Origin of the sequence: Nostoc sp. 'Peltigera membranacea cyanobiont' 210A, assembly GCF_002246015.1 — a bacterium.
Taxonomy (GTDB): domain Bacteria; phylum Cyanobacteriota; class Cyanobacteriia; order Cyanobacteriales; family Nostocaceae; genus Nostoc.
The window spans coordinates 351,364-375,509 of the sequence record NZ_NOLJ01000006.1 but is presented as its reverse complement, the minus strand read 5'-3'; the positions used below and the strand labels follow the sequence as shown (position 1 = coordinate 375,509).

The window sequence follows — 24,146 nt, the reverse complement described above, 5'->3', positions numbered from 1 at the left end:
ATTTGAGGATGGCACAACATTAACAATTCAAAATTCAAAATTCAAAATTAAAGACATTTTCAGACAGGGATTTACGATAAATTTCATCACAGCATCTCGATTACAGCTTAAATTTGAAACATTTCTATTTGGCACCACAACCTTATAACTGCGTCAACTATCTTGCAGCTAAATTAGTGCATCAGTTTTTCTGATGTAGTAATTTAACATTTATATGGTATTAAATATAACCAATTAACCTCATTTAGTAAGCAGAAGTAATGACAACTCAGTTTTGGGAAAAAAGTAGAGAAATTAATGCAACTCTAACTAACTTACTATTTAAGCCTGTACACAGACGAGTACTAGTAGGTATAAGTAAGCTACAGGTAACATCGCCGTGGCTTTTGAAAAAGCGTCTGCTGCCATTATTATGTCTGATATCATTCTTTCTAGTATTGCTACTAAACAGCTTTGCCCCTGCCGTTGCCCAACTACCTCCTCAACCTCGTCAGGAAATTCGGGGAGTATGGCTAAGTGGTAACGATTTTAGCGTTTTTAGAAATCGTTCACAGGTGCAAGCAGCCATGAGCCAACTGCGGCAGTTAAACTTTAATACTGTTTATCCCGTAGTCTGGAATGATGGTTATACACAATACCCCAGTGCCATCATGCAGAAAAAGGGTATCCCGTTTTTCTTCAAGGGAGCAGATGGACAAGATGTAATTGCAGACATTATCACTCAAGCCCGCAGCCAAGGGTTACTAGCAATACCCTGGTTTGAATTTGGTTTTATGGTTCCTCTAACTTCGGAACTTGCATCGCAGCATCCAGATTGGTTAACACAAAAAGGGGATGGGACTCAAACTTCAATTAGTGCTGCGGGTGAAGTAGCGTGGTTGAATCCCTTTCACCCGGAAGTGCAAAATTTTATCAGGGAACTTGTCGTGGAAGTGATCGCTAAATACGATGCTGATGGCGTTCAATTTGACGACCACATGAGTTTACCTGTGGATTTTGGTTACGATAAGTACACGATAAGTCTATATACTCAAGAAACTGGCAATCCTCCACCACCCAATCCCCAAGCCCAAGCATGGATAAAATGGCGGGCAGATAAAATTACTGCATTCATGGTAGACCTTTACCAAACTGTGAAAGCCAGAAAACCGAATGCCATTTTTTCAGTTGCTCCTAATTACTATAATTTCGCCTATAAAATGCAACTGCAAGATTGGCTCAACTGGGTACGGTTGGGTATGGTCGATGAGTTGGTGATGCAGGTGTACCGTAATGATTTGGAAAGTTTTATCGCTCAAATTACCCGCCCAGAAATTTTAGAAACCCAACAAATTATTCCAACTGGTATCGGGATTATGGCGGGGTTACGAAATCGCCCAGTTGCCATCCCACAAATCAAATCCCAGGTAGAAGCAGCCCAACAACGCGGTTTAGGTATCGGTTTTTTCTACTACGAAAGCCTTTGGGATATTGCCCCTGAACCAGCAGCGCAACGCCAGTCTGCATTTGCGGCTCTTTTCCCAAATTCAGCGTTGCGCGATATCTCGCAAAATACACCCCGCAAGTCAACTTTTAACACCGTAAGCTTACCTTTATATCCAAAACCTTCCCTTGGGCAACGTGTTCGCGGCTATTTTTTGGAAGTTGCGATCGCAAATGGTCAACCAAAACGTATTTTATTAGATACAGGGTCAGCAGGGCTAAGAGTTCCCAAAGAGTTTTTAGGTAATTCTCCCATCCAAAGAACAGGTCAAAATATCAAGGAAGTATTAAGCGATGGTACTATCCTGGAAGGAGAATTAGTTTACACTAATGTCCGGTTTGGTTTGATTCCCACCGCCGAACCTGTTCCCGTACAGGTTGTTACTAGCCGCCAATGTACTGCCCAAAAACCTAAATGTTCAGCAAATAGTGGTGTGCCATTTTTGGGAATTATCGGTGTTAACTATTTTGAAAAATCACTTCCCTATAACCCGTTAAGAAAATTATCAGGCAATCTGAGTAACGGATTTATTGTCACTGGAAATGGTGGTAGTAATAATAATGGCAGCCTAATTCTCGGTTTAACTGCCGAGAATCAAGCAGGCTTCAAAATGGCTTCTTGGAGCCAACAACCCGAAATTAATGGTGTACCCGGTAAAAGATGGGACTCTCGACTGAACAAAGTTTGTTTAACTGTTGCTGGGAGTTCTGCGAAAAATTTGTGTAATAGCAGAGCGATCGCTGATACTGGAACTATTAATGGTTTGACTGAATTCAAGTCAGCTTCTACAGCAGGTAAACTCAAACCCGGAGTATTAGGGTCAGCAAATGCTGTGAAAGTAGGAATTAATGGCATTTTTGATTACAGTTTGACACCCGGAACCCGTGACGGATTTAATCGCTGGAATTTCAGTATCTCGCCACAAGCAGAACTGATTATATTTGTAAATCCTGGAATCGCCTTGTTTGATAAATACGATGTACTCTTTGACCAAGTTAATGGTAAACAGGGTTTTCGCAGTCGGCGGTGAGAAGAAAGTAAAGACTTGCTTACTCAGATAGCGTTCAATTAACCCAGGATTTACGCAAACATTGCCGAAAGCCTGATGTAGAGACGCGATTTATCGCGTCTTGAAAGACCAATTATTTACACCAATAACCCTTAACCCAAGCGTATTGGTTTTTAGCCCAATAAAAGTCAATCACTAAGTAGAATCCCCAGTGACTAAAACTTGTCATCACGGATCTGAAACCCAGCTTCTTTGTGCAGATAGCCGGTAATCTGGGTTATCCAGCTTGCTAGTCTGTTAAATTTATGCTCAATTAATTTATCTGTGTTATTAAGTCGATACTCATAAATATTCTCTTTATCGGCTTGATACTGAGTTAGATTAACTTCTATTCTTCGCTCGATTAAGTCTAGTTTGCTAATTAAATTGTATTCAAGCAAAGAAATGCGGGAATTAATGTGCGCTTCAACTTGAGCTAGCCTGTAAATCGATCCAATCAAGGCGAGCAGTCCAAGAATAATAGTTAGAGCATTCTTAATGTCAATTTTCATATTTTAAAGAGCATCAATTTTAGATTCAATTCGTGCCAGATCATTATTAGTATCAAGACCGTCATACTGATAAATCACTATGCTCACATCGACAAACCATGATGGTGGCAGGTAAGTAATAGTATAATCAGCCGAAAACTCCGAGAAAAATATCAAGTTTCTTTTCCCAAGAAACAATGCTTTCTCATCCACAAATGAATCGCCTAAAGCTGTAGGGAAAATTTGCCTACAGCGTCCGGCATAGCGCCAAATTTTACCGATTGGAATGCTTGTAGAAATGTTGACTAAAATAATAGACTTACTAAAAACCACAGGAATTATTATTTCAGTCAACTTGGCATAAATGTTTTTTCCATTCACCATCTCTATAGAAGTGGCAGGCACAGAGTTAGTATATTGAAGAGAGAAATTATCCCCATTCTGTAACTCTAGTATCCTGCCCATCTATGCCCCCATCCTGATGATTAGCTCAGTGTGTTCGCAAAATTCATTCACGAGTTCAAAAGGATCGGGAATGCCGTTCATCTGCAAAATATCGCAATAATCACTTAGCGATATTTTGTTATCAAGCCAGTCTCTAGCAGCCTGATTAATGTTAATCATGCCCAAAAAATCAGCATCAGCATCAGCCGAAACCGCGAGTAGATCGATATCATCTTGTGGAGTCCAGATAATGCCGGTTCTTTGCGCTATCTGGCTCATCTTTATGCACCTTCTGGCGTAAATTTGTACGAGCGTTTAGCTGGTGCAGTTGCCGCTTCCATCCAGGTATTAGCCAGGGGAACGAGAATCACCAAGGCTGCTGCGTAATCTTGATCGCCAACAGACTGCCCAAAAGGCGCAGAGTAGGTATCTACATCGGGTTTGAGATAGGCTCGCTTTGTGATGCGGCTATTTTTCTTGGTAAAAGTAGATCGTAAGGTGAATGATAATTTTGCAGCTTTAAACCGCTTGTAATCAATTGCACCTCCAACGGGGGCAGTCTCAGTATCATCTATATAGAAAGCATCAAGAGCCGTCGCCAAAGCGTTTCCTACCGCAGATCCTTGCCCCTCTTGGGTTTTCTTCAAAACGGGCATTCTTATATATTTGAGAGCCGTTCCCACCTGATTGAAAGGGGATAAGTATCCAGTAACCCGTTCTGGCTTGGATCTTTTTGCCTCATCTGTTATGGCGGCGAATGCAGCTTGTTTTAAATCTGGCGTGAGTGCTTGCCATGCCTTATAGGAATCGTATGCTGCCTTTTGAGATTCGTATCGGCGTAAGTCGCGGAAGCTCATAAATTCACTTACTTAGGTTTACTTTTATACCAACCATAAGTGATATTTTCCCTTCTTTCCCTGTCCAGAAACCTAATAGGTTTCGTTGGTATTTCTCAGCTATCGGCTACAAAAAGCTAACTAGTGACTGGTTTCTGAACGTGGTATCAATCAAAAAGACAGGGGGGATTAGATTTCCCAGTGAGATGTAAGCGTATCGAAATCGGAGTATAGCTATTGGTCTGTATCGCCTGTTGTTGCGCTGCTTTCCTAAGATAGTGGTTTTACCAGCAGTTTCTGTAGTCGTGCTGGGTTTATCCGGGTCGTTAAGAATGATATGCGAAGCACCCTTGAAAGGCACATCAATTGCATTGCACATTTTTGAATAAATATTTTCAGCGTCAGTTTTAGAATTTACTAGAATATAATTTCCTTTTGGGAAACCATTGTCAGGATCTGTATAGGATGCGGATTTATTTCCACAAGTATAGGTGATGCCTTTTTTAGCATCTAAAAACAAGGTTTTAATTTCATTAGCAATTGCGGTCATATCAACTTTGGTAATAGCAGGTTTGACACCCTCGCTTGAACATGAAAAATTCATCAATCTACAGCTTTTCTCGTGCTCAATTAATGGCTCGTCCGTTGGTTGTGCTGCGCTATCCTGCGAGAAATATAGAAATAGTTGGGGATGTCCAGCTACGGGAGGGGCTGTGTCAAATTTACTGCCATAAACTATAGCTAAATTTTTCCTTCCATATCCCAACAAGTCAAACAATAAATGATGTCGCAGGTTCATTATCAATTGATTATCGGAGTCGAGCATTGTACAGGCAACCCGTAGACTACTACGAGCGGTTGCTATATTTGGTTTCCAGTCGGGTGCATGATCCGAAAAATATCGTCTGACAATTGCATTGTGTTGCGGAATGTAGACTTCTTGTAAATGCTCGAAGGGTTGAAAATTATCGGGTAATTTATCATCAGGTGGTGCAGTTGCATTAATTGCTGGTGTAAAAGGAGTTTTTGTGGCTCCCGTTGTAATATCTGATGTTGGCGTTAGTTGCCTACCCTGCTCGTCTCTCGGAGGAATTAAAATTGGTAAATTATCATCTGGCATTTTTTAATCACCTCCATCGAAGATGTCTTCTAGTGTTGCCTGGATGATATTTTTACTATCTGCTTTAGCTTGTTCTTGAGCCAATACTGTTTTGGTTGGATCTGGTACTGTAACCCCAGGTTCCCACTTTAAGGGATTGCCTAATTTGTCAGTTATTGGATGTCCATCTTTATCTTTTGGATCTTCTTGATCCAATTCTTTTTTAACAGCGCCAACACTACTATTTATTTCAATAGCTGCTGCTGAAATTCCTATTGGGATCGCCACCATCATTGCAATAGTATTTGCTTCGGCTGTAGCGGTATTAATAAAATTAAAAAATTTCCCTTTAAAATTTGGCTGCGGATTCATCCATCCGTATACTTTCTCGCCAAGTACACCCCATATTTTTAAGCCATTTCCGATTTTGGCGACATTACCACCAATTACTTCCATGCCAGCCGTAACTAAACCAACAGCATTACCAACTTGATTAAAAACATTTACACCTGCCTGATAAATTCTATTGGCCTTAGCCCAATCTTGCGATATCTCCTGATAATTAGCCTCACCAATGGTATCAGCGATAATTTCGTGTACAGCTTTTCCAATTACGTTATTGATACTGATAGCATTACCATCAAGTCCTTTTGGCAGTATAAAGCCTAGCACTTGATCGATTATTGTCCCTAGTGTTTGTGCAAGATTATTCGATAGCATCAAAGCATTGTGCATTGTGGCAGCAAATGTTAATACTGATAATGCTTTTTCAACATAAGTGTTAGTCGCAATTGCGGTAATAAGTGTTGTCAATCCAGCCAATTGTGCTGTAAAAAATGTTTTTACACCGCCAACAAGTCCTGATGTTGTTGAATTAATGCTTGTGCGGGTTGCCGCGTGTTGGGCAACAATCAATGCTCGTAAACTTGCTACATCTGCCGGATTCACATCAATACCATTCCTTCCATTTATGCCATTAATCCCTGGTCTGCCATTCCTACCGGGTAATCCATCTCTACCGGGTGTCCCAGGGATTTGAACAACCGTGGTAACTCCCGGCGCTCCCTGCACCCCATTTCTACCATCAGTTCCGTTGCTCCGTTGCGTCCATCCCTGCCGGGCAATCCAGGCAAGCCACGCAAAAACCGAACAGTTTGGAATAAGGCGATCGCGGTCAACCCAACCCCCAGCGCTTGCCCAGCTTTACCTAGCGCCTCGCCTGCAATTTTTTTAGCTTGATTACCAATACCTTCTGCGTTCGCAGCAGTACTTTGTGCTTTATTTGCTGTAAGTTGTGCATCAGCCGCTTTTTGATATGCGGTCATAGCGTTGTCGTTAGCCCGTGTTGCATTTCTTACCGCACCGTCAGCAGTTGTTTGCGCTGTTTTGGCGTTAGCATTAGCAATCTGCCCAAAATTCTCAGCGCGAGTAGCGGTCACTTGTGCAGCCCCCGCCTGAAGTTTAGCCGCTTCACCAATACCCTTAGCGTCGAGTGCAATATTCTTCACTTGTGCGGTCAGTGACTCGTTAGCACCAATGCGGTTTTGTAAGCCCAGTAACTTACCAAGGATGCGTGATACATCATTACCTAATGCTTGCAACCCAGACTCTACTGCGTCAATTCTGCCACCCAAGATGTTGAGGGTTGCCAATTGCTCAATCAAGGTAAAAATTGTCGCGATCGCGTTAAAAGCTTCCAGCAATCTGCCTGCCAAACGCCCTGTGGCTGCAAGCGCTTCACTGCTTATACCCACTGCTTTAGCAGCAGCGGTAACGGCATTACCTACAGCAGTTTCTAATGTCCCAATAGCCTTACCAAGTGCATTAACTTTGCTACCAAAACCATTAACCAATCCGCGTAAGCCGGATACCTCTGTTGATAGATTGAATGCATCTCTGGCAACAGTAGCGGTTTTAGTGGTTGCACTTACGGATTCAGTTATGGCTTGTGATGATTTACTGATGGCTTGATTAGATAAACCTTTTGCTAATTCTGCGTCTGATGCGACACCTTTAAGTGTGTTTTTTATTGATGGTATTTCCTGCTCTAGGCTGCCAAGCTTACTGCTATTCTTTCTCTCTATCTGAGCTAATCTCTCTGCCTCTCGTGCGTTTCTCGCACTAAGCTCCCTAAGCTCGATGTCGGACACTTCAAGTGCTTTGTTTGTCCGATTTAGTCGTGCTTGCTCCCCTTCGATCTGAGTAACTTTCGCTTGCGCCTCTCGCATCTGTCTAGCGTACTCAGCAGCATTTTTTTCTACCCTAGTTGCCACCTCACTGGCGCCCCTAGCCTCGATCTCCAGTAATCTTTGTTTCTTCGTGTTCTCAACTACTTCTAGGAAAGCGTCAGTTGCCGTTTTCCTAATAGCTTCAATCTGTGGCTGTAATTTATTAGTAGCAACGACTCCCGCAGCAGCTACAGCAGTAAAGATATCGGGTTGCAAAGATGCCTTGAGTGATGTTTTTAGAGCATTTTCATCAACATTTTTTAGCCTAGCAAGCTGTGTTTTGATGGCATTAATTTGCTGCTGTAATTTGTCGCAACAATCACATTTACCAGTGCAATTAAGCGCCGACTGCATACTTCCCAGCACAGTGGACGTACTCATAAGTATTTAGCCACAATTCCTATTTTTTAATTGATTAGACAAACCTTCTATTTGTGCCCATTCGCTATTGCTGACACACTTACCACTACAGCCAGTACCACATGCAGTTTCACACTCGGATAATGACTGATAAATTCCCGGTGTATTGTAAGTTGTTTTGGGTATACACGCGCCATTTATGCAGTCATACTTTACTGCAACGATTGGTGGACAACTGTTTGTGCTACTTGTAATCGTGGGCTTCAAGTAGCCTGGATAGTAAGTAGCTAGTTCTACTACACCAGCAGAACCATTGCAACAGATGGTGTAAACATTGTTGCTTGAGCCGTTATATCCTAAGTCTGGGCGGGGAGTGGCGTAAGGTGATGTATAACTGCCATCTGCCACGGTGTAATTTTGTGTATCAGTGCCATCCTGATAGCCTGGTACGCTAAAAAGGATTGTTAAGGTGCACGTCATTAGTAGTTATCCGGATCAATTGTTGAGCCAGTGTCAATTTTTGCAAGGCTTAATGTTAATTGGTCTTGCCTATATGCAGTGCTGTCAGTTCCTCTTGTGGTGAAACTTGAGAATCCATCTGCGACAATTAAGGACTGGTCAATATTTGCATCAAAATTGGTCTGGGTAAGATAATTTTTGGCATTGACGGCAATCGCTACCAAATGACCTTCTGCTGTCGCTGTAGAAGGAGTTGCTAAACCTGCCCCTTGTAATGCACTATCGGGAATAAATAACCCTGCTGATGGGGCTGCCGCTGCATTTGCAAGCCTTACTGTTCCAGTTCCGAATACTTGCACTAAAGTTGGTTCTGCCATAAAAGAAACGCGGATTTCTAAATGTTGTGATAAATCCGTTGTATGGCTTAATCAAAATTGTGTAAATGTTCCACTTTTATGTAGAAGTGGAACATTTACGGATGCCGTGTATCCTTTACTGGCAATAGCATTGAGCCAGTATTTACGGTTAGTGAATATTTAAGGAATTCCGGTTTCACCCGAATCAGGGGTAAAAGCGGAATACGAGAAGTTTATTTTTTTGTATCTATGCCAAAGAATAACAGAAAGGGAAAAGCGGCAGTATTGAATGATGGTGAATATTCAAAAATCAGAAGGCAGATCCGAACCGAGAAGTACAAACTACTTCTTGACCTAGCATGGTACACCGGGGAACGGTGGGGGGCCCTTGTTCAACTCAAAGTGAGCGATGTTTACGACGATCGCGGTCGGACCAAGGAAGATATCATTTTTCCCGCGATTATCAGAAAACATAGACCAGACGGGAGTGCCGAAACAACAGAAATTCCGGTACATCACATTTTGAAAGCGTCCTTGGGGCAATACAAACCAGAAACAGATAGCGAGTGGCTATTTCCTTCGAGGTGTGGAACCAAGCCCATCTGCTGGAAGAATGCCTATAACATTTTCATAGCGGCATCAGATAACGCGGGATTTGAGTCCAAGGGAATCTCAACGCATAGTACCCGCCGGAGTATGGTTAACAAATTGCGAAAAAGTGGAATTGCCAAAGAGATTATTCGCACTTTTACCGGACACCGCGACAACAAAGGACTTGACCCTTATTTTGAAATTGAAATGGACGAACGCCGGGGCGCGATCGCAACTCTATGAACACCAAACTCCTATTCCTGCAAATTGAGATATTCTTCGAGCGCTTGCAGCAGGGGGAGTACGATCATCCTTTGTATTTGGCTATGGCACTGGAAAACCTTGCTAGCCAGGCATGGGATGAAGTAGACCAGGTTTACCCGAATTTGTGACAAACCACAGCAGAGCGAGTAGGCTGAAATCCTAAAGCTTCAAAGCAACTATTTGCGATCGCGGTTCATCAATCAGCGATCGCTTTTTATTGGGAATATGCTTGAAAGGCTTTGCGGCGCGATCGCAACCCTGTAAACGCCAAACTGGCGAAACCGTGTCTTTTCGGTCTAGGCTGGGATTGGTTATACACCTAACCTAACCTCATTAAATTTATTGCGATCGCTAGAAGGACAACGATCGCAGTTTTCTTGGCTTCTAGCGCGATCGCTTTTCATTGGGAATTAGAGACTTAATGAAATTCACTCCCAACAAAAGATTTGCTTTTAAGCACTTTTATCACGATATATCAATGCTTTCACTCTATTTTTAGAGGCCCTCAGCACAGCTTCTGCTTGTTGAGAATGCTTGCACTATTTATTGTTGACTGTCTGGGTTATCTTCTTCCCAGTCGAGTTCTAAATCAACTCGCATCATTTGAATTATCACTTGCTCAAGCCCCTCATATAATTCAATTGCTTTTTCTGGCGACGATGCACTGATAGTCAACTGCACAACTGTTTTGTCTTCGCTTAGGGTAAGACGGAAGTGATTATTTTTTGGTCTAGTCATTGGTCATTAGGTATTGGGCATTGGGGCGTTGGGCGTTGGGGACAGGGGACTAGCAATTGAACCAAAAACGCTGTATCCTGCCTTGACACAGGCCTTTCAAAAAACTTATATGGGACAGCCACCGGGAAAGAACCAAACCAGCTGGCAACCAGCTTGGAACAATGGCAAGACCAGAACTATCCGTGTACCAGTCGTACTTGCAGAACAAATTTTAGAATATGCCTATGCGGTTGACTCTGGTCACGTTATGGATCAACAGATGATTTTACGGGCCATCGACTCTTTTGTAGAAACCAGGATTGCAGAATTTCACCCCAATCAACACGGCCGCACTGGCTCAACCACTAGCCGACGATGGGATGAACTGCGGCGGTTTAGAAGTGCGATCGCTTCTGGGATTCACCCCAACACTGAATTAACCTTTGAATCTCAGCGGGCGACTGTCCGTCACTAATCCAAACTTCCACATCTGCCTTTTTATGTCTAGCTAGCTTGCTGTTTACGCTACCCAGGTAACGGCGGTGGATTTTGCGGCCCTGCATCCAACAGTAACGGTAATACCAGTATTTATTAGAGCATCTCTCGACCCAGTATTCCTCAATCCAGTGGGTATCGTGTTGGGGGGCAGATTTTTGAGTATCAGTTGCAACTTGCTCCCCAACACTTTCACACGGAGAATCCGCCTCTGAAATTTGCCCCCCAACACTATGACTATCTTGGGGGGTAAGTTCATCCCAGAATGGATCGTAAGCGTAAACAGGAGAAGATCCAGTTTTAGTAAAAGCTTCTAAATCAAAAAGTGTGGGTTGGTTCATAATCGAGTTGGTTATTTATCTGCTGCTTCTACTTGTTTGTAGAAGCAGTTTTTATGTGGAGTAATAGTCGTAGTAAAGAGACTCTGGAGTAATAATTCCAGCTTTGTGAAGTAAACGTAGATTTTCTGGTTCATTCCAGTATTCCCAGCGCAAGCAATCAATCAATAAGCCGATGCGGTTATCAATTGAGTCTCGTTTGTTGCGTAAAAAGACAAGGTTTAAAGCTAAGAAGATTTTTTCAATTGGGTAACTGTAAACTTCACATTTTTCAGGTAGGTGAATGTCTACTTTTTGGGCGAGTTGCTTAATCTCGTTTTTGGTTTCATCGGATACATGGTTGTTTGGCTTAATATTTAATTGCTGCTGCTGACTAGGCTCCTCGTGAGGGAGAGAACTGTTTTCCTGGGTTTGAGGCGAGATTTTGGAACTATCGATCCTGATTTCGGATCTTTTTTCCGCTCGTTTTCTAGGTGGTTCTAACCACTCCAAAGGTTTGATTATTAACTTTAATTCGTGCCAGTTATATTTTTTGATTAGCCTGACTAGTCCGAATTCAAGCAGTCTTTTGAGGAGATTTTTTAGATGTCTTTCGGATAATGGTTGTCCTGATTGTTTCTCTACCCAGGCATTAAATTCATGTAATGTAACTTCTATTACCTTGCCGGGTTTGGCGTAGTTTGTTAACCAGCACCAGAACTGTTGATATGCTGCTTTTATCCGATACTTTAGGCAAAGTTCTTGATGTTTCTGCGTCCAGAAATTAGGATTATTTTGGCTATTTTGTGGCATAATACTGTTAGCTATTTCTCAGAGAGCCACCCTTGATCAGCAAAATCTTCTGGTGGCTTTTTGTTTTTTTAAGTCTTGTTTGCATTCAATCGGTGGTCATCAGGAAAGGAGTTTGTTGCTGAATAATCAGCGTGGTTGCAACCGAAAACACCGTAAAATGTTAATCCATCCTGGAGAGCGAGTTCTTCTCCAACTTCACCAGCTCTCTGTTTTTCACTGTGCCAGCACAGGGGCATCAGTCCTTCTTGGTCACTGGTTACGGCATAAGCAATGTAAATTGGTTGTCTGGTCATTAGTTATTAGGAGTGCGGTTTTTAAGCTTTATATTGGTCGCTATCTCTTTTATCCGATCTACTAGCGTGGGATTTTGTTCGATTAATTTTGGCAAATCACTCAACATATATGCTGTTAGCACGATCGCTTGGTCGGGTTCCAGTTCTGGGTCAATAGTGCGGATGTACTCAAAAAGTTTTTCTAACTCGTAAACAGCTAGACTTCTGGCTCGAACTACTTTTGATGAGATTTTTTGTTTAGTCATTAGTCATTTGTCATTTGTCGTTTGTCATTTGTCACATGGAGACATACAGAATACCTTCCCCGTCACAATCGCTACATTCTTCCGTGTAAGGAATTCCGTCTGGGTCATCGTCGTTGATCTCGCCGCTACCGTCACAGAGGGGGCATTGAAATGCTTCAAGTGTCAGCCCAATTTCGTAGCCCTCAACTTGTCCATCTTTGAACACCTGGGTCTTTTTCTTTGGAAAGTCATTCATATAGATAAGTTTTTGATAGTTACCCTGATCGCTAAAAATCACGCATCACATCGAGGGCGCGATCGCACTTGTAGAGGTTGAGTGCGATCGCAAAATCAAAACCGCCCTAGCCACAGCGGGCAGGACGGTTTTATTCTTGAATCCCCTCGTTAGTATCAGACGTTAAATCATAAATTTCCTGTTTAAGCGCTTGCACCTCTTCTTTGAAAGTAGTTTCTACATTCTTGCTTTCGTCTAGGCGCGTCTCAAGACGGTGCTGATGTCCATGCACGTATGAAAGAAAAGTTCTTTCTATCAGTTCGAGACGCTCAAGGATTTTCCCAGGATTAGGGTTTCTTTGTCTATTTGACCCAGAGGTATCTTCTCCTGAGCTATCAGTCGGAGCATTTCCGATCTGGTTATTCCCCTCATCTGGGCTATCTTGTCCATGTTCTCCCAGTCCCGCTGGCTCATTCTTATATTGACTAGTTTTGCGTCGTCCGCTAACGTCTTGTGTCTGGCCATTCTTGGTTTTCATTTAAACGTAACTCCATTTTATCTTTACAAAATTATTTTGTATCTACAGAATTCTTGACAGGTTATGTCTTTACGCTATACTACCATTAGAACGGTAAAGACAAAATTAATCTTACTTTAGCTCCCTCCCCACATTTGCCTAGTGCCCGTGGAGACTATAGGACTCATATTTGATTTTTGAACAAAACTCAGTACACCTTTATTCCTTCTTCCCAGTCCCCAGTCCCCAGTACCCAGTCCCTTACCTCTACGAGTGATTCAGAAATCAAATCGGATTGCTATATATGGAGCAAGCACCCGCGTCACTGCATTTTATGCCCCGGCGCGGAAATACCCTTTATCACCAGAGAAGCGATCGCGGTAACGAGTTTGCCGCGCGGTGATATTTTGATGTCTGCAAACTTTTACTCAGGAAACAACATGACAACCACAGTTTTAGAACTGCTTGCAAATCTAACGCCTTACCCTGGCTTGACAAAACTAAGTATCAAAGATGTTGATGATGGGGAATTTGCGATCGTTGATTACCAGTCTGGCGATGACGGCGTGACTATAGTCATCGGCGAAAAAGTAGAGTCTGAGCCAGATGAGGAGGAGGAAATCTAAAATCTAATTTTGAAAAAGCGACCGATACCGTCCGAGGGGAGCGATCGCCAAATGCAGTATTTAATATTAAGGAAATTGTAGCAATGTCAAAGCCTATCGGCTATTACACCAATTTCACCCCAGGCGAAGAAACACTGCTTGCGACATTGCAAGATAACTATGGTGCAGCATTTGAAAAAATCAGCAAGCGAGAAAAGCTGGTTATTCTCACCGTCTTGGCATCACACATTGGCTGTCAGCTAGAAGGTGATTGTCGAGCGGAGATATTCACCATTGCCAAGCAGATGATTGAACAGCTAACCATTGATGACCTTACAGGAATGATGGAAGCGATTATTGTTCAAATCCGCTGGGGTCAAAACTTTGTCGTTGAGAAAGAGGAGTTGCCTATGCAGCAATAAACCCACTAACTACAACACCTCTGAATATATAAGGTTGCACCAGCGCAGGCTGGAGAGCTTGCGTTGGTCTTTTTTACACAATTAGGAATTAGGAATTTTAAATTATGAGTTATCAAGATGACCTTAGACCGTGGGCAATTTTTCGACGCCTGCCCACTGGTGAAAGTTCATTAGTTTATAGATTTCGCACCCGAACGGACGCCGATGCTTACACCAGCATCCTGCGCCAAGGTGGAGGAGTGTTTGAGGTAGTTTTCGACCTACCCCAACCCCAGAGAGCTACCCAAGGATAGCTCAAAATCAAATTGCGATCGCTTCCAGCGGGCGGGTACGCCATCGCGCAAAGCGCAGGAGTGCGATCGCAGCTAAAAAAAATCAATTCAAACAAGTAAAAAATAGCACGTGCCGATGAAAATTGAAACTATCACTTACAAGCGGGTCAAAAACCTGGGGAATTTTCAGAGTGAAACGATGGAAGTCACCGCAGTCTTAGACCAATACGATGAGCCAGATCGAGTAAGCGAACAACTCAGGGAACTGGTGAAGAATCAACTTTTTCCACCAACACCTGCGCCGATTTCCACTGAATCTGCTGAAACTGATAATTTTTAACTGACAGGTATCAAAGATGAAAATCAAAACAATCCACGCACACTTTCTAATTTCAATTGGCAGTTACAGCAATGAGCGAATTGGCTTTTCAGTTGAATTAGATGAAGCAGAATCTATTGAATCAACTGTAGAACAGTTGCGAGAAAGAGCTAAAAAAATTGTCGGGAAAAAAGCTGAAGACCTTTACGATGAGAGAAGTAAAATTTGGCGTGAATGTGTTGAATTAGAAAAGAAGCTCAATACATTACGTAAAGAATGGGATGCAACAGCTGAATTCTTAAAAGCTCAAGGGCTAAATCCTGCTGCTCCTTCAATGCCTCAGTTCAGAAATTTGCTTACTGCTGTCACTGTTGAGTCTGAGGTTGTCACAGAAACAGAAGATGAGCAAAGCGACAATTACGACGAAGATGATGAGGATTATATGTAATGACTGACAATATTCCACATCCAGATCCAGCATGGGATTATTACATTGAATGGCACAAGTTAATTAGGGCTAAAGCTCAGTTAGATAAATTAATTGAGTTTATGTCAAAAGTTGAAAATGCCACAGAAGACACTCAAGAAATACTGCAACAAGACGCAAGCATAATTATCAGCACTCTCGAAAGCCTATAACCGCCTGATGAGGCTAGCTGACACACTAGCCGAAACGGTGGGAATTACCCACCGTCGCGGGTTGTGTCCACAACAATCAGCAAGTTAATTAGAGGAAGTGCAGCGTTCAAGTAGAATTGCGCCTCTAAATTGTGGCGTTTCAACGTTCATGCGCGGCACGACTCTAGTTAATTCCCCGAATGCGTTTACTCCTGAATCGCGCCCCTCAAGTGTGGGGCGTTAGGGTGATTCGTGCGCTATAGGTTCGGGTAATTCAAGGGATGCCAGTCCCCAAAATCATCACTCATATCTCGCAGAACCATGACAACAGAATTAACAATTCTGGGAATTGATGTTAGTAAAGCAAGCGTAACTTGCCATATTTTAACACAATACCCAAAGGGCGGATTGCAGGCATATTGGAATAAAACAAGAAATAAAGCATCTACTTTATATCCGGCTTTTTACTCCAATCCTGATGCTAAGAAGAAGCAGAAATCAGCTTTTGACTTTGCATTTTACCTAGCAGAAATCAAGCCAGATTACGCAATCTTAGAACCAACCGGAAACCACTATTCAAGACTGTGGGCATCCATCCTCAAAAAGTTGGAAATTAAAGTCTTGTGGGTTGGTCACGTCGAATTGCGGCGTTATCGTGGGGGCAAAAACCTCCCGAATAAAAGCGATCCGGCTGACGCTTTAGCAATGGCCGCTTACGGTCACGATTTAGACCATTGGTTAGAGACTGGGGAACTAAATCTGAGGTATTTCCTCATGCACCGCCCCGAACCCATAGACGATCTGCGGGATCTGTGCCAGCAACTCGAACACCTCAACCGGGTACAATCGCCAATTGTGAATTATGCCCGCCAATTGTTGGCGTGGCAGTTTCCAGAAGTGGCGCACACCAAGAGTGTATCTACTAAATCGGGATTTTTACCGCCCTTGTGGGGATGGTTAGCTAAAAGGCTCGAAATTTCGCCCGCCGGGAAAACCCGAATTGAAAATCTCTATAAAATATCCATTGCCAAAGACTATGGAATTGAGTTTGACCCAATCTTAGAGTTACACGCTGGCTGGATGTGCGACATCTCACTTTTTGAGCAGCACTTAGAAGCGAGAATCACTCAAATGCTGTGTCTGAGTGAATTTAAGCTTTACATGAGCGTGTTTGATAAGTTCGGTTTTGGGTTACGAGTGCGATCGCGTTTGTTGACTAGGATTTATCCCTTTGAGTCATTCCTGGGCATCAACGGCAAGCCCGTAATTGAATACGAAGTTAGGGAAGTGAAGCGAACCGAGCGCGATCGCAAAAACGGAGAAACCACTGTTAGGCGACTGGCTGGTGAAACCAAACGAATTAAACGCAACCGCAGCCGCGACACTTTCAAAATGAGGTTAGGAATGGGTACTGTTCTGGAACAATCCGGGGATGGACTTGTTGAAAAACCAAGCGGTTCAGCCTTGTGTAGAATCAGTCTGTGGCAATACGTCCTAACCGGCGTAGAAACTGGAAGGCTACCAGAGAACGAACTGACCAAGGAATTGATTGACTACCGCGACTCACTTAAAGCTAATGTCACCGAGCAGGGTGAAAAGCTGTTAGGTGGCAAACACATTCAGGGAAAACTCATGAGCAAGGTAGTTAACCTACTGTTCCAAGAATTGTGTAAAACAATTGTATAATTTATTCAAATTTCTATGAAATCGGACAGTAAATCCTGTCTTAAAAACGGTCACATTTGAAATCAAATGCTCTGGTTTTACGCTAGAGCATTTGTTTTAAGTTGAAAGTTTCAGTTACCCTGAACGTTGAAACACTACTGAAAGATTATTAGCTGGCATTTGGTAAATCTGTTGCAAGATCAGATTTTGGGCGCTAGCTACTGCTATGACATCATCCAAGTTACGCACACCCCACTCTGGGTTTTCAGTGCGTAAATATTCGTCAAACGCTGCATTACTCGCAGCTGTATGTTCTCCACCTTGTTTGAAGGGGCCATACAAATAGAGGATACCTCCTGCTTTTAAGATACGACCTGCCCCTGCCATCAACCCCAGACAGGCTGACCAAGGTGAAATGTGAATCATATTGATGTTCACAATCGCGACAATTGGCTTCGTATTCAGCCAATCAAATCCACCATTTTCCACAGGCCAAACTGGTTCTTTTGCATCTAGTTCAAGCGGTGCATAAACGTTATCACATAGATTGTGTTCAGTCCATGAAATAATGCTGGCTCTTGATTGTGGATTTACATCGGTTGGGAGCCACAGATAATCTTTGAGCCTGGATGCAAAAAAGACTGCGTGTTCACCAGTACCACTTGCTATTTCTAAAATAGTGCCGCTCTCCGGCAACACTTGTAAAAGTACTTCAAGAATTGCTTCGCGGTTACGCTCGGTTGCTGGTGCGTATTTTCGTGCGTCTTGTGGTGTCATCTGGATCGTTATATTTATAATTAATCTAAAATATCAAACTAAGAACTCGACAAATTTTTATAAAATATTTGCACAAGTTTGAGCAAGTCACTTTTTGCAGGCTCACCGCCATACAACCATTTTATTAAATCATCAGGCGATAACCAAAAACTTTCAATAAAATCATTTTTATTGTACTCTGGGCTACAATCTAATTTTATTTCAAAAACCTTCATAAAAGCAGATACTTGATATTGATGTGGTGTTAAATATCCCAAAAGTCGAACATTAAGTATATTTAACTCTAAGTTCAACTCTTCTTTAAGTTCACGTTGTAGAGCATCTTCATAGGTTTCTCCGGTTTCAACATGACCCCCCATACTGACATCAAGACAAAGGGGAAAGATACTTTTGTGTGCAGAACGCCGAGGTATCCACAGCAGGGTAAGCTCATCTAATTTTGTATAAAGATAACTTGACAAATCAAACAAGATGAGGATGGACGACGCTGTAAAAAACGTACTTGACATCAGAGCAAGATAAGTGAGATGAATTCAATGCTGTCGTCGAAAAACTAAAGGAATTAAGCTTTATGTCTGAGGGCTTTGAAACTAAATCAGCTGTAGCTAAAGAAAGTTCTCGTCAACAGCGAAAGCCTATACAGATAGCATCCATTGAGGCTATTCAACAGAGTTTAGTGGAGCATTTATCTGACATCAAAGACCCAAGAGTAGAGCGAACCAAAAAACATCAACTCACAGACATTCTGGTAATCGCAATTCTCGCAGTTATAGCCGGAGCGCAAGGATGGGAAGATATTGAGAATTATGGCATTAGTAAACAAACATGGTTAGAAGATTTTTTGGCATTACCACACGGAATTCCGTCAGATAGCGTAGCGTTAGCGAGTCTTCGAGCGTCTGATACTTTTCGACGCGTATTTGAGTTTCTCGACCCAGAAGCATTAAATCGATGCTTTTTGAGATGGGTAGAAACCCTTGTTGCTAAGATGGGAGGAGAGATTATCCCCATAGATGGTAAGACGATTAGAGGTTCCTATGACCGAAATCAAGGCAAGTCAGCACTCCATGTCATTAGTGCTTGGTCTAGTGAACAAAGTCTAGTTTTGGCACAAATGAAAGTAGAAGAAAAATCCAATGAGATTACTGCCATTCCGGCATTATTAGAGTTATTAGATATCACTGGCTCCATTATCACTATTGATGCAATGGGGACACAAACTGAAATTGCCAAACAGATTATTGACAAGAAAGGTGATTATGTCTTGGCACTTAAAGCTAATCATCCGACTCTCTATTCTCAAGTAACCGAATGGTTTGAAACCGCTCTTGTAAATAATTTTTGGGGGATTGATTTCAGTTATGACAAACGTATTGAGAAAGGACATCATCGCCGGGAAATTCGTGAAGTTTGGACTGTACCCGTTATTGCAATTCCTGAGCTTTATCAACCCAAATTATGGGCAGGATTACAAACCTTGGTTATGGTCGTCCGTGTGCGTCATCTTTGGAACAAAACTACCCGCGAAGTTCAGTTTTATTTGACTTCTTTACACAGCGATGCTCAACTTATTGGTCGGGCTATCCGAAAACATTGGGGCATTGAAAATCAGGCTCATTGGACGCTTGATTGTACTTTTGCCGAAGATGCTTGTCGCATTCGTTCTTTCCACAGTCCCCGAAATTTTGCCCTTCTACGACGCATTGCTCTTAATGCTCTCAATCGTGAACAGACCTACAAACGTAGTCTCCGTCAAAAAATGAAACGCACCGCTATGGATAACAATTATATGATTCGGGTTCTCAGTTGTTGCTTCATTGACAATACATTACATTCTTCTGAGTCCTTGTGTCAAGCCTGATTGAGATGCTCTTACCCTGGCACCAAAAGCCTTTGAGTGTTTACCAATGACAGTAAATTTCTCGCGTGTTAAGTCGAGCGCGGCCCCCGTCAATTTGAGCGATCGCGTAGCACCTTCATAGATTTTTATCCCTTTATCAAACTGGCTTTGAGTTGCCTGTGGGAGCGTTTCAGGAGGATTTAGCGGATCTGAAATATGGTATTGATTGGGCTGGAATGATGGCATCATTCCCGGTACTAAGTCAGGGGTGATAGTTAGTAAGCCAGGAATGCGGCTATCTATGGGGACAGTGGCAGTGGTAGCAGATGTGGAATTAGTGCTAGATGCCGAGTTTTGTTTACCTCTTGCTAGCTTTTCTGCCACAGCTTTAGCTGCTGCTTTTGTAGTGTCAATTTTAGCCATTGTTGAAAAATTTTCTGGTGTTGACTAGGGATTGATATTTAATTTCCAATTGCCGAAATGCTTTATCGATGTCGCTAAACTCAACTGCCAATTCCTCATCTAGGTCATATTTTTTTCAGGACAAGATTTAGCTCTGTTTCATCCGTCTTTGCATCCTGAATTTGGCTGTTTAAGTCATCTTGCATGGTAGTATTGACGGGTATCTGATGCTTAAAAGCTCTCAATAATTTTGAGAGCATTAATTCTGGCTTTACCTGCTACCGACTGTGTTCTGTGGAGTTGGCAGCAGGAATCATACTGTAAAACCTTCAAACGTAGATGCCTCTAAGTCAACACCAGCAGCCCATTCCAGATAATTGAAATATTGCTTAACGTCACCAAAAGCTACATCGCAATCGAATCGCAAGCCTTTAAAATCTGGATGTTGGCGGATTTGTCCAAGTAATTCTCGCGCTTGACAAACTAGCTCTGTCAAGGAATTAGCGCTCATATTTACCTCTGGTTCAATGCCGGAAATTGTAAAAGTCATGGCGTTAGTATTCTTTCTAATAACCAGTTAACGAAGTCGAGGGGAGATAACAGGATGTTGATCGCTCTCACACAATTAGCTTTTTTCCGAGTTCGGTGATGATGCCTTCTATTTCTTGGGTAAGGTTGCTTTCATCCGGGGTAATCGCTACAGGCTCCTTAGCCAAACTCGCCAAATCTCTGATCGCTCCCAGATATTCTTGCTTTTGGTATTGCCAGCGCTGATTGATACCCTCTGCTAGTTCGGCATCTCGCACAGCCAAGTTATTGAGGATCAGTTGATTTTTTACTTGTGCGATCGCATCTACTAATTCAATTTCTTGCCCTGCCTGCCGAGTTAGCTGGTCAATTAGGGTGAGTTGACCGTTGGATATGGGGAATTGGGCAGGCGATGCTAATTGTTGGTGTTGCTGAGGCTGGGAGAGGGTATTTTGTGGCTGTTCTGTAGCTGGCTCAGGCAATTCTTCTGAGAGAGTTTTGGAGTTTTCGGGTAATTCTGAGGTGTTGCTAGCCACGGTTGACAACTGTGGCTGAAAGTGTGAAGCGATTGCTTCTAAATCGGCTTCTGAAACTGCCTTTACAGTATCAAAATCATCCGGGCGAACATGGCTTAAAGCGAGTCTCAGACTTTGCTCTGTGGTCATGTATTTTAGGCAACCATCATGAATGCTTACTGTATCTGCTGTTGGTACTGTGGTTCTCTTCCGTGTTGCCATGATTTACGCTCCCTTTTGGATTTGCTGGAATGCTTGCTGATAGCGGTATCTAGAAAAATCGTTAGGGTTTTTGGCGATATAGCCTTTGACGCGATCGCCGCGTCGTAGCTGTGCCATGAGGCGACCTACACGCCCCAAGACCCATGATTGATAGGGGGACAAAGGTGATTCCCGATCAAGGCTTCCATCATGAGTTTTTGGGTAGGCATTGCGGAAAGACTCTATTCGCCAAAACGCTATGTTTTCCCAAGCGCAAAGCGTAGAACGAGCCACACCCAATAAATCAGCTAAATGTGTCTTGGTTGCCGGGAACTCAAGAAATAAATCTAAATTCGTGGAATCTTTGCACCGTCATGGTTTCATCGGTTCGTACAGATATAAATACAAATCAATGGGTAATTAGCCAAATATCGATAGAGTAAACAGCGCTGTATAGTATCCAATCGCTGAACTCCAGGCTGTGTATATCTCTGGAATACTCGTAGGACGCTAATTAGTGGTTTGTTGTTGATCGATTGAGCTTATGGTGTTAGCATAGCATAGTCCACATAAACAGCATAGATATTCGTTTAAGCATAATGACTAGCTTTAAGCTCAGTGACATAATTAGGTTGTTGAGCAGGTTTTTTAGCGTGTCAGAAGAAAAGCAAGTTAGCTACAGAATGTTTATGTCAGAATCCTTGAGGGCGAAATTTAAATCTATCTGCGCTCTCAGGCAGGTCAGCATGAATGAGGTTTTGGTTGAATTGGTAGAAAATTGGATCAAAGAAGCTGAAAGCAAATCAGATAAAGGCAAGGGTGCAGCATGAACGAGGGCAAGCCTAAACAGCGATCGCCAAGCTAAGGAAGCTAGAGAAAGAAGCTACAACATGACTGAAGAAAAGCAAGTAACTTACAAAATGTTTCTACCTGAATCAATGAGGGCTAGATTCAAGTCAATCTGCGCTCTCAAAGGTGTAAGCATGAACGAGGTTTTGCTTGAGTTAGTAAAAACTTGGGTGACAGAAAACGAAGCAAACTCATCTACAACAACTAATAAAGGCAAAGGAGCAGTATGAGCGAAACGCTAGGAGGAGCTTACGAAACAGAAAAACTAAAGGTATCGCCAGAAGCATTAGAGACAGCAGAAAGTTTTACTACTGCGCTAAATAATTTTCATTGGCGGGCTGACTACTTGAGATTCTGTGAAGTTTTAGGCTTCACACCAGATAGCTATGCTGAGGAAAAATATCAGCAATTTCGAGAACTGGTTAGTTATCTAGACTGCTTTGATAAAGAGGCGATCGCCAAAATGATTGAGGCAGGAAAATGACAGACACACCAGAACAGCCAAGCCGACTTGACCGTATAGAAGGAATCTTAATTAGAGTAGCCCAACAACAAGAACGTAATACAGATGCCCTTGCTGACTTAACAGATAACGTTACCCGTGTCTTAGGTCGTAGCGCAATTTTAGATGATGTACTGCTGGAACTACGCGATAGCCATGAGGAACTTAAGCAAAATTTTCTAGAGAATCAGCGCACTACTAACGCAGCATTGAATCAACTTGGCGCAATCTTGGTACAGCTAACACGGATTGATCCGCAAAACTAGCGATGCCTACGGCGAGATACGCTAACGCCAAAAGATAAACGGGAGAATTGACAATGGTTAGCAGTCTTAAAGAACTAATTGATCAGCCAGAATTGGGTCATACCTCAGACCCAGAGGAAAGGTTTATCAGCAGTGGCGTAAGTTGGGAGAGCTATGAATCGCTACTAGTCAAACTAGAAAATAACTCTCATTACCGTGTTACTTATTTAGATGGAATATTAGAGATAGTGTCGCCATCAATCAGGCATGAAAAAATCAAAACGAATTTAGGGATGCTGTTAGAGCGTTTCTTTTACAGCAAACGTATTCGTTTTGTACCTATGGGAAGTTCTACTTTTAGAAACAAAGCAAGAAAAGCAGGTGCAGAACCAGACGAATGCTACTGCATAGGTGAAGAGAAAAATGTACCGGACTTAGCCATAGAAGTAGTTCTTACCAGTGGCAACATAAGTAAATTGGAAATCTACCGAAGATTAGGAGTTGCAGAAGTTTGGTTTTGGGAGAGAAACCAGTTTAAGCTATACCACCTACGGGACACTTCCCAGACTGAGCTTGCCACTGTTTACACTGATACCTATGGGTATGAGCAAATAACAACAAGCGAGATACTGCCAGGACTAGACATTTCCTTGCTAGAGCAATGCATTACAATTTCAGATTCAATTCAAGCTGTTGATGAATTTGAACGGGGGCTAAAAGCAGGGTAAGAGCATCTCAATCAGGCTTGACACAAGGACTCAGAAGAATGTAATGTATTGTCAATGAAGCAACAACTGAGAACCCGAATCATATAATTGTTATCCATAGCGGTGCGTTTCATTTTTTGACGGAGACTACGTTTGTAGGTCTGTTCACGATTGAGAGCATTAAGAGCAATGCGTCGTAGAAGGGCAAAATTTCGGGGACTGTGGAAAGAACGAATGCGACAAGCATCTTCGGCAAAAGTACAATCAAGCGTCCAATGAGCCTGATTTTCAATGCCCCAATGTTTTCGGATAGCCCGACCAATAAGTTGAGCATCGCTGTGTAAAGAAGTCAAATAAAACTGAACTTCGCGGGTAGTTTTGTTCCAAAGATGACGCACACGGACGACCA

The 24,146-nt window shown here is 42.6% G+C and carries 40 protein-coding genes; 17 read left to right on the top strand and 23 right to left on the bottom strand.

Features of this window, described 5'->3' with window-relative positions; all coding sequences use genetic code 11:
• The first annotated feature begins 260 nt into the window (after positions 1–260).
• Complete coding sequence (locus CDG76_RS20820) at positions 261–2,513, top strand: family 10 glycosylhydrolase (protein WP_094350844.1); 2,253 nt, start codon at positions 261–263, stop codon at positions 2,511–2,513.
• A 194-nt stretch (positions 2,514–2,707) separates the two neighbouring features.
• Here the strand turns inward: CDG76_RS20820 and CDG76_RS20815 are convergent, their stop codons facing one another.
• From CDG76_RS20815 to CDG76_RS20775, 9 genes are all read right to left on the bottom strand, one after another.
• The gene (locus CDG76_RS20815) at positions 2,708–3,043 is read right to left on the bottom strand and encodes a hypothetical protein (protein WP_094350843.1); all 336 of its coding nucleotides are present in this window, start codon (positions 3,041–3,043) and stop codon (positions 2,708–2,710) included.
• Positions 3,044–3,046: 3 nt separating this feature from the next.
• Positions 3,047–3,427 carry a hypothetical protein gene (locus tag CDG76_RS20810; RefSeq protein ID WP_223265312.1) on the bottom strand — a complete coding sequence of 127 codons (381 nt, stop codon included), beginning with the start codon at positions 3,425–3,427 and terminating at the stop codon, positions 3,047–3,049.
• Between the two features lie 60 nt (positions 3,428–3,487).
• The gene (locus CDG76_RS20805; protein ID WP_094350841.1) at positions 3,488–3,745 is read right to left on the bottom strand and encodes a hypothetical protein; all 258 of its coding nucleotides are present in this window, start codon (positions 3,743–3,745) and stop codon (positions 3,488–3,490) included.
• 2 nt (positions 3,746–3,747) lie between these two features.
• Positions 3,748–4,323, bottom strand: coding sequence for a hypothetical protein (locus tag CDG76_RS20800; RefSeq protein ID WP_094350840.1), 576 nt, complete (start codon positions 4,321–4,323; stop codon positions 3,748–3,750).
• Between the two features lie 106 nt (positions 4,324–4,429).
• On the bottom strand, positions 4,430–5,422 hold the full coding sequence (locus CDG76_RS20795; protein WP_223265311.1) for a hypothetical protein: 993 nt from the start codon (positions 5,420–5,422) through the stop codon (positions 4,430–4,432).
• Positions 5,423–5,425: 3 nt separating this feature from the next.
• Positions 5,426–6,349: a hypothetical protein gene (locus CDG76_RS20790; protein ID WP_094350838.1), complete on the bottom strand. Its 924-nt coding sequence runs from the start codon at positions 6,347–6,349 to the stop codon at positions 5,426–5,428.
• A gap of 20 nt (positions 6,350–6,369) precedes the next feature.
• Positions 6,370–8,010 (bottom strand): hypothetical protein, encoded by a 1,641-nt coding sequence (locus CDG76_RS20785; protein WP_143854131.1) that lies wholly within the window; start codon positions 8,008–8,010, stop codon positions 6,370–6,372.
• Between the two features lie 6 nt (positions 8,011–8,016).
• Complete coding sequence (locus CDG76_RS20780) at positions 8,017–8,469, bottom strand: hypothetical protein (RefSeq protein ID WP_094350836.1); 453 nt, start codon at positions 8,467–8,469, stop codon at positions 8,017–8,019.
• Positions 8,469–8,825 carry a hypothetical protein gene (locus CDG76_RS20775; protein WP_094350835.1) on the bottom strand — a complete coding sequence of 119 codons (357 nt, stop codon included), beginning with the start codon at positions 8,823–8,825 and terminating at the stop codon, positions 8,469–8,471. Before CDG76_RS20775 ends, CDG76_RS20780 begins: the two co-directional genes overlap by 1 nt.
• 228 nt (positions 8,826–9,053) lie before the next feature.
• On the opposite strand from CDG76_RS20775, the gene CDG76_RS20770 reads away from it, so the two are divergent.
• Together CDG76_RS20770 and CDG76_RS37470 are read left to right on the top strand one after the other, a co-directional pair.
• Entirely contained in the window at positions 9,054–9,638 is a 585-nt protein-coding gene (locus CDG76_RS20770; protein WP_094350834.1) for a site-specific integrase, read from the top strand.
• On the top strand, positions 9,635–9,787 hold the full coding sequence (locus CDG76_RS37470) for a hypothetical protein (RefSeq protein WP_190240914.1): 153 nt from the start codon (positions 9,635–9,637) through the stop codon (positions 9,785–9,787). Before CDG76_RS20770 ends, CDG76_RS37470 begins: the two co-directional genes overlap by 4 nt.
• Before the next feature lie 415 nt (positions 9,788–10,202).
• On the opposite strand, the gene CDG76_RS20765 is transcribed toward CDG76_RS37470, so the two are convergent.
• A complete protein-coding gene (locus CDG76_RS20765; protein WP_094350833.1) occupies positions 10,203–10,397 on the bottom strand; it encodes a hypothetical protein in 195 nt (64 codons plus the stop codon).
• Between the two features lie 82 nt (positions 10,398–10,479).
• Here CDG76_RS20765 and CDG76_RS36340 point away from each other — a divergent pair, with 82 nt between their 5' ends.
• Positions 10,480–10,851, top strand: coding sequence for a hypothetical protein (locus CDG76_RS36340; protein ID WP_190240913.1), 372 nt, complete (start codon positions 10,480–10,482; stop codon positions 10,849–10,851).
• Here the strand turns inward: CDG76_RS36340 and CDG76_RS20760 are convergent.
• The 6 genes from CDG76_RS20760 to CDG76_RS20735 all read right to left on the bottom strand — a co-directional run bounded on the left by CDG76_RS20760 (position 10,772) and on the right by CDG76_RS20735 (position 13,291).
• Entirely contained in the window at positions 10,772–11,212 is a 441-nt protein-coding gene (locus CDG76_RS20760; protein ID WP_094350832.1) for a hypothetical protein, read from the bottom strand. The genes CDG76_RS36340 and CDG76_RS20760 overlap by 80 nt on opposite strands.
• 51 nt (positions 11,213–11,263) lie before the next feature.
• Positions 11,264–12,001, bottom strand: a complete 738-nt coding sequence (locus CDG76_RS20755) for a hypothetical protein (RefSeq protein WP_094350830.1) — start codon at positions 11,999–12,001, stop codon at positions 11,264–11,266.
• A gap of 68 nt (positions 12,002–12,069) precedes the next feature.
• A complete protein-coding gene (locus tag CDG76_RS20750; protein WP_094350829.1) occupies positions 12,070–12,294 on the bottom strand; it encodes a hypothetical protein in 225 nt (74 codons plus the stop codon).
• A complete protein-coding gene (locus CDG76_RS20745; RefSeq protein ID WP_094350827.1) occupies positions 12,294–12,539 on the bottom strand; it encodes a hypothetical protein in 246 nt (81 codons plus the stop codon). The genes CDG76_RS20750 and CDG76_RS20745 overlap by 1 nt, the downstream gene beginning before the upstream one ends.
• A gap of 31 nt (positions 12,540–12,570) precedes the next feature.
• Entirely contained in the window at positions 12,571–12,774 is a 204-nt protein-coding gene (locus tag CDG76_RS20740) for a hypothetical protein (protein ID WP_094350826.1), read from the bottom strand.
• Between the two features lie 130 nt (positions 12,775–12,904).
• Entirely contained in the window at positions 12,905–13,291 is a 387-nt protein-coding gene (locus CDG76_RS20735; RefSeq protein WP_094350825.1) for a hypothetical protein, read from the bottom strand.
• 176 nt (positions 13,292–13,467) lie between these two features.
• Here CDG76_RS20735 and CDG76_RS36335 point away from each other — a divergent pair, with 176 nt between their 5' ends.
• The 7 genes from CDG76_RS36335 to CDG76_RS20700 all read left to right on the top strand — a co-directional run bounded on the left by CDG76_RS36335 (position 13,468) and on the right by CDG76_RS20700 (position 17,192).
• On the top strand, positions 13,468–13,896 hold the full coding sequence (locus tag CDG76_RS36335; RefSeq protein WP_143854129.1) for a hypothetical protein: 429 nt from the start codon (positions 13,468–13,470) through the stop codon (positions 13,894–13,896).
• 83 nt (positions 13,897–13,979) lie between these two features.
• The gene (locus tag CDG76_RS20725) at positions 13,980–14,297 is read left to right on the top strand and encodes a hypothetical protein (protein WP_094350822.1); all 318 of its coding nucleotides are present in this window, start codon (positions 13,980–13,982) and stop codon (positions 14,295–14,297) included.
• Between the two features lie 104 nt (positions 14,298–14,401).
• Positions 14,402–14,590, top strand: coding sequence for a hypothetical protein (locus CDG76_RS20720; protein WP_094350821.1), 189 nt, complete (start codon positions 14,402–14,404; stop codon positions 14,588–14,590).
• Between the two features lie 115 nt (positions 14,591–14,705).
• The gene (locus CDG76_RS20715; protein WP_094350820.1) at positions 14,706–14,909 is read left to right on the top strand and encodes a hypothetical protein; all 204 of its coding nucleotides are present in this window, start codon (positions 14,706–14,708) and stop codon (positions 14,907–14,909) included.
• Positions 14,910–14,925: 16 nt separating this feature from the next.
• Positions 14,926–15,336 (top strand): hypothetical protein, encoded by a 411-nt coding sequence (locus tag CDG76_RS20710; RefSeq protein WP_094350818.1) that lies wholly within the window; start codon positions 14,926–14,928, stop codon positions 15,334–15,336.
• Complete coding sequence (locus tag CDG76_RS20705; RefSeq protein WP_094350817.1) at positions 15,336–15,527, top strand: hypothetical protein; 192 nt, start codon at positions 15,336–15,338, stop codon at positions 15,525–15,527. Before CDG76_RS20710 ends, CDG76_RS20705 begins: the two co-directional genes overlap by 1 nt.
• Positions 15,528–15,827: 300 nt before the next feature.
• Positions 15,828–17,192, top strand: coding sequence for an IS110 family transposase (locus tag CDG76_RS20700; RefSeq protein WP_094350816.1), 1,365 nt, complete (start codon positions 15,828–15,830; stop codon positions 17,190–17,192).
• A 114-nt stretch (positions 17,193–17,306) separates the two neighbouring features.
• Here CDG76_RS20700 and CDG76_RS20695 read toward each other — a convergent pair whose 3' ends face one another.
• Together CDG76_RS20695 and CDG76_RS20690 are read right to left on the bottom strand one after the other, a co-directional pair.
• The gene (locus tag CDG76_RS20695; protein ID WP_094350815.1) at positions 17,307–17,948 is read right to left on the bottom strand and encodes a DUF938 domain-containing protein; all 642 of its coding nucleotides are present in this window, start codon (positions 17,946–17,948) and stop codon (positions 17,307–17,309) included.
• Positions 17,949–17,986: 38 nt separating this feature from the next.
• Positions 17,987–18,418, bottom strand: a complete 432-nt coding sequence (locus tag CDG76_RS20690) for an NUDIX domain-containing protein (RefSeq protein WP_223265310.1) — start codon at positions 18,416–18,418, stop codon at positions 17,987–17,989.
• 101 nt (positions 18,419–18,519) lie between these two features.
• Here CDG76_RS20690 and CDG76_RS20685 point away from each other — a divergent pair, with 101 nt between their 5' ends.
• Positions 18,520–19,809, top strand: coding sequence for an ISAs1 family transposase (locus CDG76_RS20685; protein ID WP_094350813.1), 1,290 nt, complete (start codon positions 18,520–18,522; stop codon positions 19,807–19,809).
• Here the strand turns inward: CDG76_RS20685 and CDG76_RS20680 are convergent.
• The 4 genes from CDG76_RS20680 to CDG76_RS20665 form a co-directional block, all read right to left on the bottom strand.
• Positions 19,777–20,211 (bottom strand): hypothetical protein, encoded by a 435-nt coding sequence (locus CDG76_RS20680; protein WP_094350812.1) that lies wholly within the window; start codon positions 20,209–20,211, stop codon positions 19,777–19,779. The genes CDG76_RS20685 and CDG76_RS20680 overlap by 33 nt on opposite strands.
• A 292-nt stretch (positions 20,212–20,503) precedes the next feature.
• Complete coding sequence (locus CDG76_RS20675; RefSeq protein ID WP_223265309.1) at positions 20,504–20,740, bottom strand: hypothetical protein; 237 nt, start codon at positions 20,738–20,740, stop codon at positions 20,504–20,506.
• A gap of 67 nt (positions 20,741–20,807) precedes the next feature.
• Positions 20,808–21,455, bottom strand: a complete 648-nt coding sequence (locus CDG76_RS20670) for a hypothetical protein (RefSeq protein WP_094350811.1) — start codon at positions 21,453–21,455, stop codon at positions 20,808–20,810.
• 3 nt (positions 21,456–21,458) lie between these two features.
• Positions 21,459–21,728 (bottom strand): hypothetical protein, encoded by a 270-nt coding sequence (locus tag CDG76_RS20665; RefSeq protein WP_094350810.1) that lies wholly within the window; start codon positions 21,726–21,728, stop codon positions 21,459–21,461.
• Between the two features lie 359 nt (positions 21,729–22,087).
• Here CDG76_RS20665 and CDG76_RS20660 point away from each other — a divergent pair, with 359 nt between their 5' ends.
• From CDG76_RS20660 to CDG76_RS20640, 5 genes are read left to right on the top strand one after another with little or no spacing between them, the layout of a single operon-like run.
• A complete protein-coding gene (locus CDG76_RS20660; protein WP_196517437.1) occupies positions 22,088–22,264 on the top strand; it encodes a plasmid partition protein ParG in 177 nt (58 codons plus the stop codon).
• Between the two features lie 60 nt (positions 22,265–22,324).
• Positions 22,325–22,513: a plasmid partition protein ParG gene (locus tag CDG76_RS20655; protein ID WP_094350808.1), complete on the top strand. Its 189-nt coding sequence runs from the start codon at positions 22,325–22,327 to the stop codon at positions 22,511–22,513.
• Positions 22,510–22,767, top strand: a complete 258-nt coding sequence (locus tag CDG76_RS20650; RefSeq protein WP_094350807.1) for a hypothetical protein — start codon at positions 22,510–22,512, stop codon at positions 22,765–22,767. Before CDG76_RS20655 ends, CDG76_RS20650 begins: the two co-directional genes overlap by 4 nt.
• Complete coding sequence (locus tag CDG76_RS20645; RefSeq protein ID WP_094350806.1) at positions 22,764–23,051, top strand: hypothetical protein; 288 nt, start codon at positions 22,764–22,766, stop codon at positions 23,049–23,051. The genes CDG76_RS20650 and CDG76_RS20645 overlap by 4 nt, the downstream gene beginning before the upstream one ends.
• Positions 23,052–23,104: 53 nt before the next feature.
• Positions 23,105–23,758: a Uma2 family endonuclease gene (locus CDG76_RS20640; RefSeq protein ID WP_094350804.1), complete on the top strand. Its 654-nt coding sequence runs from the start codon at positions 23,105–23,107 to the stop codon at positions 23,756–23,758.
• Between the two features lie 11 nt (positions 23,759–23,769).
• On the opposite strand, the gene CDG76_RS20635 is transcribed toward CDG76_RS20640, so the two are convergent.
• A partial coding sequence (locus CDG76_RS20635; RefSeq protein WP_143854145.1) for an ISAs1 family transposase occupies positions 23,770–24,146 on the bottom strand: 377 nt, incomplete at its 5' end.

Coding starts and splice junctions, on each gene's coding strand:
- CDG76_RS20820 (WP_094350844.1), top strand. CDS start 261: ATGACAACTCAGTTTTGGGAAAAAAGTAGAGAAATTAATGCAACTCTA.
- CDG76_RS20815 (WP_094350843.1), bottom strand. CDS start 3,043: ATGAAAATTGACATTAAGAATGCTCTAACTATTATTCTTGGACTGCTC.
- CDG76_RS20805 (WP_094350841.1), bottom strand. CDS start 3,745: ATGAGCCAGATAGCGCAAAGAACCGGCATTATCTGGACTCCACAAGAT.
- CDG76_RS20800 (WP_094350840.1), bottom strand. CDS start 4,323: ATGAGCTTCCGCGACTTACGCCGATACGAATCTCAAAAGGCAGCATAC.
- CDG76_RS20795 (WP_223265311.1), bottom strand. CDS start 5,422: ATGCCAGATGATAATTTACCAATTTTAATTCCTCCGAGAGACGAGCAG.
- CDG76_RS20785 (WP_143854131.1), bottom strand. CDS start 8,010: ATGAGTACGTCCACTGTGCTGGGAAGTATGCAGTCGGCGCTTAATTGC.
- CDG76_RS20780 (WP_094350836.1), bottom strand. CDS start 8,469: ATGACGTGCACCTTAACAATCCTTTTTAGCGTACCAGGCTATCAGGAT.
- CDG76_RS20775 (WP_094350835.1), bottom strand. CDS start 8,825: ATGGCAGAACCAACTTTAGTGCAAGTATTCGGAACTGGAACAGTAAGG.
- CDG76_RS20770 (WP_094350834.1), top strand. CDS start 9,054: ATGCCAAAGAATAACAGAAAGGGAAAAGCGGCAGTATTGAATGATGGT.
- CDG76_RS37470 (WP_190240914.1), top strand. CDS start 9,635: ATGAACACCAAACTCCTATTCCTGCAAATTGAGATATTCTTCGAGCGC.
- CDG76_RS20765 (WP_094350833.1), bottom strand. CDS start 10,397: ATGACTAGACCAAAAAATAATCACTTCCGTCTTACCCTAAGCGAAGAC.
- CDG76_RS20760 (WP_094350832.1), bottom strand. CDS start 11,212: ATGAACCAACCCACACTTTTTGATTTAGAAGCTTTTACTAAAACTGGA.
- CDG76_RS20755 (WP_094350830.1), bottom strand. CDS start 12,001: ATGCCACAAAATAGCCAAAATAATCCTAATTTCTGGACGCAGAAACAT.
- CDG76_RS20750 (WP_094350829.1), bottom strand. CDS start 12,294: ATGACCAGACAACCAATTTACATTGCTTATGCCGTAACCAGTGACCAA.
- CDG76_RS20745 (WP_094350827.1), bottom strand. CDS start 12,539: ATGACTAAACAAAAAATCTCATCAAAAGTAGTTCGAGCCAGAAGTCTA.
- CDG76_RS20740 (WP_094350826.1), bottom strand. CDS start 12,774: ATGAATGACTTTCCAAAGAAAAAGACCCAGGTGTTCAAAGATGGACAA.
- CDG76_RS20735 (WP_094350825.1), bottom strand. CDS start 13,291: ATGAAAACCAAGAATGGCCAGACACAAGACGTTAGCGGACGACGCAAA.
- CDG76_RS20725 (WP_094350822.1), top strand. CDS start 13,980: ATGTCAAAGCCTATCGGCTATTACACCAATTTCACCCCAGGCGAAGAA.
- CDG76_RS20720 (WP_094350821.1), top strand. CDS start 14,402: ATGAGTTATCAAGATGACCTTAGACCGTGGGCAATTTTTCGACGCCTG.
- CDG76_RS20715 (WP_094350820.1), top strand. CDS start 14,706: ATGAAAATTGAAACTATCACTTACAAGCGGGTCAAAAACCTGGGGAAT.
- CDG76_RS20710 (WP_094350818.1), top strand. CDS start 14,926: ATGAAAATCAAAACAATCCACGCACACTTTCTAATTTCAATTGGCAGT.
- CDG76_RS20705 (WP_094350817.1), top strand. CDS start 15,336: ATGACTGACAATATTCCACATCCAGATCCAGCATGGGATTATTACATT.
- CDG76_RS20700 (WP_094350816.1), top strand. CDS start 15,828: ATGACAACAGAATTAACAATTCTGGGAATTGATGTTAGTAAAGCAAGC.
- CDG76_RS20695 (WP_094350815.1), bottom strand. CDS start 17,948: ATGACACCACAAGACGCACGAAAATACGCACCAGCAACCGAGCGTAAC.
- CDG76_RS20685 (WP_094350813.1), top strand. CDS start 18,520: ATGTCTGAGGGCTTTGAAACTAAATCAGCTGTAGCTAAAGAAAGTTCT.
- CDG76_RS20680 (WP_094350812.1), bottom strand. CDS start 20,211: ATGGCTAAAATTGACACTACAAAAGCAGCAGCTAAAGCTGTGGCAGAA.
- CDG76_RS20675 (WP_223265309.1), bottom strand. CDS start 20,740: ATGACTTTTACAATTTCCGGCATTGAACCAGAGGTAAATATGAGCGCT.
- CDG76_RS20670 (WP_094350811.1), bottom strand. CDS start 21,455: ATGGCAACACGGAAGAGAACCACAGTACCAACAGCAGATACAGTAAGC.
- CDG76_RS20655 (WP_094350808.1), top strand. CDS start 22,325: ATGACTGAAGAAAAGCAAGTAACTTACAAAATGTTTCTACCTGAATCA.
- CDG76_RS20650 (WP_094350807.1), top strand. CDS start 22,510: ATGAGCGAAACGCTAGGAGGAGCTTACGAAACAGAAAAACTAAAGGTA.
- CDG76_RS20645 (WP_094350806.1), top strand. CDS start 22,764: ATGACAGACACACCAGAACAGCCAAGCCGACTTGACCGTATAGAAGGA.
- CDG76_RS20640 (WP_094350804.1), top strand. CDS start 23,105: ATGGTTAGCAGTCTTAAAGAACTAATTGATCAGCCAGAATTGGGTCAT.